This is a genomic window from Pseudoselenomonas ruminantium (genome assembly GCF_900113715.1).
Classification (GTDB): Bacteria; Bacillota; Negativicutes; order Selenomonadales; family Selenomonadaceae; genus Selenomonas_A; species Selenomonas_A caprae.
In genome coordinates this window covers 30182-41508 of sequence record NZ_FOQK01000006.1, presented here as the reverse complement: position 1 = coordinate 41508, position 11327 = coordinate 30182, and the positions used below count along the sequence as shown (strand labels likewise).

The 11327-nt window shown below is 55.0% G+C and carries 8 protein-coding genes and 2 tRNA genes; 1 reads left to right on the top strand and 9 read right to left on the bottom strand.

From position 1 onward, the window contains the following. Positions 1–39: 39 nt before the first annotated feature. On the bottom strand, positions 40–1410 hold the full coding sequence (locus BM181_RS04485) for a cache domain-containing protein (protein WP_075442614.1): 1371 nt from the start codon (positions 1408–1410) through the stop codon (positions 40–42). Positions 1411–1577: 167 nt separating this feature from the next. Here BM181_RS04485 and BM181_RS04480 point away from each other — a divergent pair, with 167 nt between their 5' ends. Next, complete coding sequence (locus tag BM181_RS04480) at positions 1578–2327, top strand: sulfite exporter TauE/SafE family protein (protein WP_075442613.1); 750 nt, start codon at positions 1578–1580, stop codon at positions 2325–2327. A 49-nt stretch (positions 2328–2376) separates the two neighbouring features. Here BM181_RS04480 and BM181_RS04475 read toward each other — a convergent pair whose 3' ends face one another. The 8 genes from BM181_RS04475 to BM181_RS04440 form a co-directional block, all read right to left on the bottom strand. Then, a complete protein-coding gene (locus BM181_RS04475; protein WP_075442612.1) occupies positions 2377–3180 on the bottom strand; it encodes a class I SAM-dependent methyltransferase in 804 nt (267 codons plus the stop codon). Positions 3181–3194: 14 nt separating this feature from the next. Then, on the bottom strand, positions 3195–5186 hold the full coding sequence (gene mutL, locus BM181_RS04470; protein ID WP_075442611.1) for a DNA mismatch repair endonuclease MutL: 1992 nt from the start codon (positions 5184–5186) through the stop codon (positions 3195–3197). Beyond that, entirely contained in the window at positions 5183–7780 is a 2598-nt protein-coding gene (gene mutS / locus BM181_RS04465) for a DNA mismatch repair protein MutS (protein WP_075442610.1), read from the bottom strand. The genes mutL and mutS overlap by 4 nt, the downstream gene beginning before the upstream one ends. An 18-nt stretch (positions 7781–7798) precedes the next feature. After that, a complete protein-coding gene (miaB, locus tag BM181_RS04460) occupies positions 7799–9106 on the bottom strand; it encodes a tRNA (N6-isopentenyl adenosine(37)-C2)-methylthiotransferase MiaB (RefSeq protein ID WP_075442609.1) in 1308 nt (435 codons plus the stop codon). A gap of 16 nt (positions 9107–9122) precedes the next feature. Then, positions 9123–10043: a hypothetical protein gene (locus BM181_RS04455; protein ID WP_075442608.1), complete on the bottom strand. Its 921-nt coding sequence runs from the start codon at positions 10041–10043 to the stop codon at positions 9123–9125. Positions 10044–10186: 143 nt separating this feature from the next. Continuing rightward, positions 10187–11038 carry an RsiV family protein gene (locus BM181_RS04450; protein WP_075442607.1) on the bottom strand — a complete coding sequence of 284 codons (852 nt, stop codon included), beginning with the start codon at positions 11036–11038 and terminating at the stop codon, positions 10187–10189. Positions 11039–11168: 130 nt separating this feature from the next. Continuing rightward, a tRNA-Cys gene (locus BM181_RS04445) sits at positions 11169–11242 on the bottom strand. A gap of 8 nt (positions 11243–11250) precedes the next feature. Further along, positions 11251–11325: transfer RNA gene (locus BM181_RS04440), tRNA-Gly, on the bottom strand. Positions 11326–11327 lie beyond the last annotated feature (2 nt).

The window sequence follows — 11327 nt, the reverse complement described above, 5'->3', positions numbered from 1 at the left end:
CTCACTCATGTAATAAGCTCCTTTGTACACTGTCTTTAGTTACCCCTGATACACACGGTAGCAGGAACGCCCGCAGGCTTTCGCCTCATACAACGCCTCATCGCTCTGGTTCATCAATACCTCAATGGGTACAGGCTGTTCCTTGGCATACGCAATGCCTGCACTCACGGTCAAACACTGCAGCCCTTCATCCTGCTGATAGACAGCGATCAGCTGCCGCATGAACGTCCGCAGCCGCTCCTCAAGCACAGCATGGTCAACCTTTCCCGTAAGCACCACGAGGAATTCATCGCCGCCCATGCGGACATTCAAAGCATCGGTAAACTGGCTCTTCAAGACTTCCGCTAAAATCAGCAGCGCCGCATCGCCCGTCTGATGGCCGAAATTGTCATTGACCTGCTTGAAGTGATCAAGATCCAAGGAAATCAGCGTGAACATGGTATCAGCGGAACATTTCTGGATAAACTCCGCAAAGTGACGGCGATTGGCAAGGCCTGTCAAGGCATCGTTCTGCGCCATGCGCAAAATGAGCTGCTGATTGTCGTAGAGCTTCTGATTCATCTCATTCATGGCGCGGCTCATGGCACCGAACTCATCGTCGCGCTTGGCAAGCGCCTCCATCTCTGCCTCGGTCTGGCTGTCCATCCTAAGCTTGCCATTGCCGAGTTCCCGCATGCGCTTCGTTGCCACCATGATCGGATAGGCCAGCCGCCGCCCGACAAAGATGGCCAGCAGCACAAACAGGATTTCCAGCAGGAGGAGGCCCGTGAGCGTGCGGATGACCTGCTCCTTCATATTCTGGACAAAAGCCTTCTCACGCAGGGCTACGCGACGGTCAATCTGATCGAGCCAGATTCCCGTGCCAATCACCCAATGATACGGCGCAAACTCCAGCGTGTAATAGCGTTTAGGCAAGGGATCTGAAAAACCGGGCTTCGGGAACATGAAATCAGAAAAGCCGCCACCGAGCTTAGCCTGATGAATCATCTCCCGGATGAAGTAACGCCCCTCGGGATCTTTGGCATCGATGCGCAGCTTGCCTTCGGCCTCTGTGCCCAGCAGCACGACATTTTTTCCTTGGTCCGTATCGATGGTAAAATATCCCTTGCCGTTGTCGTAGCGCATATTGCGTACGAGGTCAGCCGCACGCTGCATGGCCTCTTCCTGTGTAAGCTCACCGCGCACCTGCGCCTGATAGCAGTTTTCGATGACACTTAGCGCCGAGTGCGTCTGCCACTCAAGCTGCAGCTGGGCATTTTCTTCCATATCCTTGCGGAATTCCGCAATCAGACGGTTGTTTTCCTGCACAGCACCATAAATACCGCAGCTGCCTAAAAAAAGCATAGTAAAGAACGATATACCGATAAATATTGTTGTCAAACGAGATTGCATAGATTTGAACTTCAACATCGAAATCCTCCTGGCGAAAGAATTACACAGAAAGACACGAAAAACCGCAAATAATTACTGTAACTTTAGTCCCATTATACTCTCATTGAATCTGATAAGTCAAAAAGATTCCATATTCTGTAGTATAATGAGGATATATTACGCACAATAAGGCAGGTGTAGATTTTATGGAGACCTATCTTATAAACCTTTCACTGCATATCGCGCCACTTTTCTGCGTCTTTCTCGCAGCTTTCCTGCAATCCATCACAGGGTTCGGTCTTGTCATCGTCGCAGCGCCGCTTTTGATGTTCTTCTACGATCCCAAGCTTGTCATCCCCATCATGATCCTGCTGGCCACCTGCGGCAACATCGCCCAGACCATCCTGCTGCATCGCGAGTGCCAATGGAAAGTCATCGGCTGGCTGCTGTTAGGCGCCGTTATCGGACAGCCGCTCGGCTACCAGATCTATGCAGGCATTCCCGCCCATTACCTCAAAATCCTCATCAGCTGCGTGGTGCTTGTCTCGCTTGCCATCATGCAGCTCAGGCAGCAACAGATCCGCATCTGTCCGCGCAACACCATCCGCACAGGCATAGCCGCTGGCATCATGGCCATGACGACCGGTATGGCGGGGCCGCCCGTGGCCATGTATCTGGCAAGCACTGCCCTATCCGCCCGCGAGCTGCGCGCCACCTCCATCGGTTTCTTTTTCTTCTCCAATCTGGTCTCGCTTGCGACGTTTGCACTTGGTGGCGTAAGCCTTACCCCCTGCCTGTACGAATTTATCTATCTATTGCCAGGCCTGGCTTGCGGCATCCTGCTCGGACAGCTGACCTTCCGCTTCTTTCCCGTGCACATCATCAAGCGCATCATCTTCACGCTACTATACTTCACTTGCTTCTATACGATATACCGCGTGCTCATCACCATGTAAAAAACGGCTGCCCACAAGCAAGTCTTGTGGACAGCCGTTTTATGCTGACTTATTCTTCCTCCAGCGTCATGACGCCGTAATGCACTTTGCTGTATTTGCCGCCTTCGATACGCGTAAAGCCAAGCCGCGCAAATTCGCCGCTGCGGGCGTTTTCCTTGAACACGACGCGGTGACGGGCCACGCGGCGCGCCTCTTCGATATGCTCGTGGCTAAGCGCCGCGTGATTGGCCACGGTGCGCAGCGGCGTGAGACTCGCGCTGTCCAGCAGCGGATGGCGGAACATCGGATCGAAGTAAACCACATCAACCGACTTATCGGGCTGACGCTTCAGATAATCCAGCGAATCCGTGCAGACCGTCTTGACCCGGCGCATGGCCTCAAGGATGCGCCAGGTATCGCCTTCAAAATGCGACAGCCCCCGGCTCACGACAGCCTCGATAAGCGGCTCTGACTCAAGGCCTGTAACACTTCCCTCGGGTCCCACCACAAAGCTTGCGACAATCGCGTCAGCGCCAAACCCTAACGTGCCGTCAAGCACCGACATGCCGGGCTTTAAGTCCATGGCCTCTGCCATGCGGTCGCCGTCGCCCTTGCGGATATTCTTGAGGCGCAGATGGGCCATGTTCGGATGGAAGAACAGCTCTCCCTGGGGCGTATCGAGCACCAGAAGATCCTGCTTGGCCACGAGCACGAAATCCACATGATAGCGTTCACGCACCTCATCGACCGAGAGCCGCTGGCGCGGTGCGTAGGCAATGCCGAGCTTATCCGCCGTTGCCTTGGCCAGCGCGATCGTCTCATCGTTCCATTTACGCGCCGTCGTGACCGCCGCTGCAAGTTGGTTATCTGTCATAGTCTCTCCCTTTATCAAAAGCCAAACCCTGTCCGCTTGAACATCTTGGCTAAATCCTCACTGGAAAACTTCAAAATCGTCGGCCGTCCATGGGGACAGGTATACGGAAACGGCGTATGCGAAAGCTCCTCCAGGAGAATCTGCATCTGCCGCAGATTGAGTTCCTCGCCAGCCTTGATGGCAGCGCGGCAAGCCGTCGTCGCCAGGCAGTGCTGGCGGATTTCCTTGGCCGTCGTCTCATGCATCTCATTAAGTCCCGTAAGGATTTCGCGGATGATATCCTCGGCCTCGCTGACCGGCACATCAGCCGGCACTTCCATGAGGCGGTAATCCAAATCCCCCGCCGGCTCCATATGGAAACCGAGCTTTGCAAAAAGCTCCTTATTCTCCTCGACGAGGGCGGCTTCCTTGCGGTCAAAAGTCAGCAGCTGATGCACCAAAAGCTGCTGCGAAGGAATCCCATCGGCCATCGCCGACAATTTATCGAACAAGATGCGCTCATGAGCCGCATGCTGGTCGATGAGGTAGAGTCCCTTGGCGTCCTGCGCGATGATATAGGTAAGGTCAACCTGACCTATGGGGATAATCGTCCCCTCGGCATCGAGCAGGGCCTGCGCCTCACAGTCAGCCTGCGGCGCAGCCGCCCCATCCTGCCCGGAATCTGACCAGTCAGCTTGACTTGTCAGATTTGACTTGTCAGCTTGACTTGTCAATGTTGACTTGTCAGCTGCGCCAAAGTCCTTGGCACCTTCTGCCACCCTTTCCTGGGGCTCTGGCGCCGGATAATGGGTCTGCCGCGCCTGCCGGAGCTCGGCCTGGGCATCGGCAAAGCCAATCGACGGCTGGCTGGCTGGCCGGTGCACGGCTTCGTAAATCGTGCGCGGCGCACTGTCATGGCTGCGGTCTGCCGAAACCTGCCGTACTGGTTCCGTCGCCGGCACGAAGTGCATCGGCTCCATCGTATAGTTGGGCCGCGGCTTTTCGACAACAGCTGCGACTTCGCCAAGCCCGCGATCCGACGCCGGACGGATGGCGTCAAGCACCGCCTTGTAGACGGCCTTGAAGATAAGTCCCTCGTCCTCGAATTTCATCTCGCTCTTCTGCGGATGGACGTTGACGTCAATCGTGCGCTGCGGCACCTCGATCTTCAGCACCGCCAGCGGGAAGCCGCTTTTCGGGATCAAGGACTTATAGGCGTTATCGATGGCCTTGGCAATCGCCCGGTTCTGGATGATGCGGCCGTTGACGATATAGGTCTGCCAGCCGCGGCTGCTCTTGAGCAGCGAAGGCTTCGTGATATAGCCGCTGATTTTGACTTCTTCGCTGTCAAGGCTCAATGCCAGCAGTGAATCCGCGACATTTGCACCATAGATGGCCTGTATCGTGTCAAACAGATTATCATTGCCCGGCGTCACGACCGACACCTTGTTATTGTTGATGAAATGGAACTCGATATCGGGCCGCGACAAAGCGAGTTTTACGATAAAGTCGTTGATTTTCGAACCCTCGGTGTGGTTCGTCTTGAGGAATTTCTTGCGCGCCGGCGTGTTGAAAAATAAATCCTCTACCTTGATGGTCGTGCCGAGACCACAGCCGGTCTCGATGATATCGGGCGTCTTGCCGCCGCTGATATCGACGCGCGTGCCGAGGTCATCGCCCTTTTGACGCGTGAGCATCGTAAAGCGCGAGACCGAGGCAATCGTCGGCAGGGCCTCGCCGCGAAAGCCCAGCGTACCGATGGTATTGAGGTCGCCGACTTCGCGAATCTTGCTCGTCGCATGGCGAAGGATGGCAAGTTTTGCATCCTCCATGCTCATGCCCTTGCCGTTGTCCGTAACGCGCATGAAGCTGGTGCCGCCGGCCATGATCTCGACTTCGATACGGTTTGCGCCAGCATCCATTGCATTTTCTATAAGCTCTTTGATGACCGACGCTGGCCGTTCTACCACCTCACCGGCAGCAATCTTGTTGATGGTGTTATCGTCCAAAACATGGATAAGACTCATGCCTGTCCAGCCTCCCTCTTTGCCTGCTCCTGCAGTTTGTAAAGTTCATTCATCGCCTCAAGTGGCGTCATCGTCATAACATCGAGCGATAAAAGCGTATCGCTCAGGCTGCTCGCAAACAACGAGCCCATCATATCGTCAGCCTCAGCCACTTTTTCCACAGGTTTTGCCGCCTGGGCTGCAGCGGCTGCCACCTCAGCGCCCTGCTCGGACTCCAAGGCCGCCAGGATATCTTCCGCCCGCTTCGTCACAGCCTTTGGCAGGCCAGCGAGCCGTGCGACATGGATGCCGTAGGACTTATCGGCCGAGCCTGCCACGATGCGGCGCAGGAACGCAACCTGGGTACCGCGCTCCTTGACCGCCACGCAGAAGTTCTTGACCTTATCGTCCTCGAGGTCCGTGAGCTCATGGTAATGCGTGGCAAAGAGCGTCTTCGCGTGTACCTTGCTTTCGATATGTTCGATGACGGCGCGGGCGATGCTCATGCCGTCAAAGGTGCTCGTACCGCGGCCAATCTCATCGAGAATCACGAGGCTGTCCTTGGTCGCGTATTTTAGGATTTGCGCCACCTCATTCATCTCGACCATAAACGTACTCTGGCCGCTGACGAGGTCATCGCTGGCGCCGATGCGCGTAAAGATGCGGTCAACCGGCGAGATGGATGCTTCCCGCGCCGGAATGAAGCTGCCGATCTGTGCCATAAGCGTAAGCAGCGCCACCTGGCGCATATAAGTCGACTTACCGGCCATATTCGGCCCCGTAATCAGCATGATTTCACAATCGTTATGGTTAAGACGCGTATCGTTCGGCACGAAGAGGTCGCGCGTCAGGATGCGCTCGACGAGTGGATGACGGCCATCCTTTATATCGATGGCACCGTCATTGGTCATGCGCGGGCGCACATAGTTATAGGTGCTCGCTGCCTCCGCCAGGCTCGTGAGCACATCGACGATGGCAATCTCGTGCGCCGTGGCCTGGATTTCTGTCAGCTGGCCCTTGATGGTCTCCCGGACTTCGGTAAACAGATTGTACTCAATCTGCACGATTTTTTCCTGCGCACCGAGGATCTTCGTCTCAAATTCCTTGAGTTCCTCGGTGATATAGCGCTCGGCATTGGCCAGTGTCTGCTTGCGGATATAGCGGTCGGGCACGAGGTCCGTGCCGCTGTGGCGCACCTCGATATAGTAGCCAAAGACCTTGTTGTAGCCAATCTTCAGCGACTTGATGCCCGTCGCTTCCTTCTCCCGCTCCTCGATTTCCTGCAGCATGGCCTTGCTGTCATGGGCAATACGGCGGTATTCGTCAAGCTCGGCGTTATAGCCGGATTTGATGATGCCGCCTTCCCTAAGCGAAATGCCAGGCTCCTCGACGATCGAGCGCTGCAAAAGGTCCACGAGGGCATCAAAGGACTGGATGCCCGCCTTGCACTCCGTAAGCACCTGGGACTTGACCCCAGCCATATGCTGCTGGATGCCCGGCAGGCACATGAGCGAAATCTTCAGCGCGATGAGGTCGCGGGCATTGGCCGTGCCAACCTCGATGCGCGTGAGCAGCCGCTCGAAATCGTGGATTTCCTTGCAGTCTGCCCGCAGGCCGCCACGCAGGGAAAAATCCTGCGTAAGCTCCTCGACGGCATCGAGGCGGCGGTTTATCGGCAGCACGTTGAGCAGTGGATACTCGAGCCATTTCTTCAAAAGGCGGCTGCCCATGGCCGTCTCGGTAAAATCAAGTACGTCAAGGAGCGTATCCTTCTTGCCGCCATCGCGCAGATTGCGCGTGATTTCCAGGTTGCGCAGCGTATAAGTATCGATGACGAGATTCTCTGACGCATCAAGATAGGTGAGCTTGTTAAGATGCGTAAGGTCCGTCATGACCGTCTCATGGAGGTAGTCAAGAAGCGTTGCAACAGCCTCCCGGGCCTCCTGATTATCGGGCCGCGTCGCCGCATCGAAATGCTGGATGATGCGGTCGTCAACGGCGCGCGAAATCTCCTCGCGCAGCGTATACGAGCAATTCGGCAGACGCAAATCGGTAAACTCCTTGAGCGCGTCCATAAAGGACGGCTTGCCGACGACCAAGAGCTCCGGCATCGCCAGGCGGTAGAGCTCATCCAAGAGCATCTGCAGGCGGTTGCCCCCCGTGTAGATGCCATAGAAACACTCACCCGTCGAGATGTCGGCACCGGCCAGCACGATGTCTTCGTTCTTCTCATAGACCAGCGCGATATAGTTGTTCTGCGCGTCTTTGAGGGCCGACTCGGAAAGCACCGTGCCCGGCGTGATGATCTTGATGATTTCGCGTTTCGTGAGCCCCTTGGCCTTCGGATCGCCAATCTGCTCAGCAATCGCCACCTTATAGCCACGGCCCACGAGCTTATTGATATAGGTTTCCGCCGCATGATACGGTACGCCGCACATCGGCGCTTTGTCTTTATTGCCGCTGCGGCTTGTAAGGGTCAGCCCCAGCTCCTTGGAGACAATCCGGGCATCATCGAAAAACATCTCGTAGAAATCGCCCAAGCGGAAAAACAAGATGCTCCCGGGATTCTGCTCCTTCGTAGCCAGATACTGCTGCATCATCGGCGTAAATTCCATGGAAATACCTCCGGTCTATTATACCCGCTCGCCCTTCAAAACCCAGGTCTGCGGTTGTGTGATCTTGACATTGATGAAATCGCCCTCCTGCTCATCGCCATGAGCAAACAGTACGATCTTATTCGTGCGCGTGCGGCCATTCCAGATGCCCGCATCATTCTTGCTCGGTCCCTCAACCATGACCTCCAGCACCTTATCCTGCAGGCCCCGATTGATTTCCAGGCTGATTTCGTTCTGCAGGGCCATGAGCTGTTCGAGGCGCTGGTGCTTGACCTTGTCATCGACCTGATTCTCCATCGTCGCGGCCGGCGTGCCCGAACGCTTCGAGTAGATGAAGGTATAGGCCGAGTCATAGCGGATCTCCTTGAGGAAAGCCAGCATCTCAGCAAAGTCCTCGTCGGTCTCGCCAGGGAATCCCACGATAAGATCCGTGGTCAGCGCGGCCTCCGGGATCTCCTGGCGGATGCGGCGCACCAAATCCTTATAGCTCTCCACCGTGTAAACGCGGTTCATGGCCTTCAGCAGCTTGTTGCTGCCGTACTGCACCGGCAGGTGGATGTGCTCGCAGATGTGCTTGCCGTCGCGGATCACCGCAATGACCTTATCGCTCAAATCCTTCGGATGCGACGTCATAAAGCGCACGCGCTCGATCCCCGGCACCTCGTCGACCATTTTCAAGAGATCGGCAAAGTCGGCCTGCTTATGGTCCTTACCATAGGAATTGACATTCTGACCCAAGAGCGTGACTTCCTTATAGCCCTGGGCCACGGCCTCACGGACTTCCTGCACGACATCTTCGGGCAGACGGCTGCGCTCGCGGCCGCGCACATAGGGAACGATGCAATAAGTGCAGAAATTATTGCAGCCGTACATGATGGGGACCCAGGCCGAGAACTTGCCCCCGCGGGCCACCGGCACATCGTCGGGAAGTTCGGTCTCGCCAAGCTGCGTGTCGACGATATGGCCGCGCTCCTGCTCGATTTCCTGTACGACATGGGTGAGTTCATGGACTTTATTGGTGCCGAGGACAAAATCGATATGCGGGGCACGCTTGATGAGCCCGTCGCTTTCCTTCTGCGCCATGCAGCCCGTGATGCCAAAGATGAGCTCCGGATTGGCACGCTTCAGATGCTTGATTTCGCCAATCTTGCCATAGACCTTGTCCTCAGCCGTCTCACGCACGCAGCAGGTATTCAGGAGAATGAGGTCAGCGCCCTCCATCTCCTCCACGCGCTCATAGCCGATGGTCTTCAGCTGGCCTTCCATGCGCTCGGCATCACTGATATTCATTTGGCATCCGTAGACGCCAATAAAAGCTTTCTTCATTTAGTGAATGATCTCCTTACTCTTCTTCCTGTGCCAATGACTCCAGACGTTTGGTCACCAAATCGATCCATTCGCCATGGAAGCCGACTTCCATAAACAATTCGTCAAGGGTTTCCACGCGCGGCTGCTCCAAGAACATCAACACGCGCTTCTTCTCGATATTCCGATAGATATAGTAGTCCTCCGGCAGCTGCCCCGGTGCCGGGAACACGACCGTATATTCGTGATACATTTTGTCGTTCATCGACTCGAATACCGCCGTCGAACGAGCCGCATAGGCTTTCCACTGCTCCGGCAGTTCCGCAAGCATTCGCTGCAGCTTCGTTTCGATAGCACCGATCTCCTCGCGATACGCCTGCAAGATTGCCTTCTCGGCTGAGGTATCCTCAAGCATGACCGCACAGATGAAATCGCGCAGGGCAGCAAAATCCGTCAGATTATACGACAGGAACGCTTCCGGCTTTTCTACCTCAGCGAGCCAATCCGTCAAAGCCTTTTCCATTGCCGCCCGTGCTTTGGCCACGACAAGCTCATCGGCCCGGTGCAGCTGCTCGGAAAGATTTACCACCTGCTGCGCGGGCGTCTTTGCCGTCAGGACTTTTTCCGCTGCACAGGCACGGCAAAGCCCGACCGCCTCATTGGTAAACGGCGTGCCAGCCTGGATTTGCCCCATAAACGGGAACTCCTTGCCCAGCGCATCATAGACGCGCCGCTGCTGCGCGAGTTTCCCCTTGGAGAAATACGTCAGCGGGCGCGGGTTGTATCTGACATTCGTCACCTTGCCACAGGCCTTGCAATGATATTCCTTGTCGACAAGCTTCACCGGAATATCCCGCTCCGGATTCGGCTTGAAGAACGCATAGGGAACGGTCTCCACAAAACAATAATTATAGACATTCAGCAGATTATCCGTAATCCGGGACGGTTCATTAGCCATTGGCGAACAACTCCTCATATCATTAATAAAACAATATTTAATTATATCAGTTCTCTCCCAGAATGAAAAGGGCACAAAAAAACCGGAACGCATCCATTCTGCCGTTCCGGCTTATCGTCTCTATCCTATTTGCCGCGTACCTGTTACCCCTTCGCCATGATTCCGGTAAAGACGTATTGCGGGCAGAAGAACTCCGCATGTGTCTTATATGGCACAGTGACCACCATAGTCCCCATTGCATAGCTGCCGAGGGCATAATTGCCAAAGTACACCTTCATGCCGTCATTGTCTAGGCCAAACACCAAGGAATCACTGTCTATCATCTCCTGGATCAGCCGGATCGATTCGCTGCGCTCCGGCAATTGATCGCGATACTCCTGCTGGGCGATGGCTTCATCGGCAATAACAGCGGCAAAGCCTGCTGTTTTCTGCAAAACATCCGTAAGCTTCAAAACCTTGCCCGTGCGCGTATCGATTGTCACTGCGTCGTAATAGAGTGTTGGATGCGCCCCACCGAAGTAACTGTACGCACTACTGGCAAAGCTGAAAACATGCGAGTCAGCCCGCAGCCCCATGAAGCTATTCTCGTAAGAAAACGGCGTGCTCGTATCAGCTGGCATCGCTTGCTTGTGCTGTTCATAGATGGATTGGAAATCCTGTTTCCAGTTCTGCAGCAGCTTATGCAGCTGTGATTTTTTCTCCTTGGAGATACGCGTAAGCGTCTGCTGCAGCTGCGGATAATACTCTGCATATTTTCCCGAAAGCGTCACGGCATACGTCTTTGCTTCAATCATCAGCTTGCCATCCTGTTTGTCCCTAAGCGTTTCGGTCACGACCTCGGATGAATACGCCAGCGGCAGGCAAAACGGAGTCCTTGCCTCCTGCCCCTCCTCGCAAGCACTGGCCGTCATCTGCCAAGGGCTGTCCACGGCACTTGGCACAAATACAGTGCATAAGCCTGCCAGCAGCCCTGCCGCAATCATTCGCTTTTTCATAATCCTGCCTCCTTTACCGCACAGATAAACTTCGCTACATCTATTATATGATAATTTACAATTATTTGAAATCTTTTTTCTGGCAATAAAAAAGCCTGAAAGATTCTCTTTCAGACCTGCTCATTTATTTTGGAGGCGACACTCAGAATCGAACTGAGGATAGAGGATTTGCAGTCCTCGGCCTTACCACTTGGCTATGTCGCCAAAAAAAATGGAGCGGAAAACGAGGCTCGAACTCGCGACCCCCACCTTGGCAAGGTGGTGCTCTACCACTGAGCTATTTCCGCAT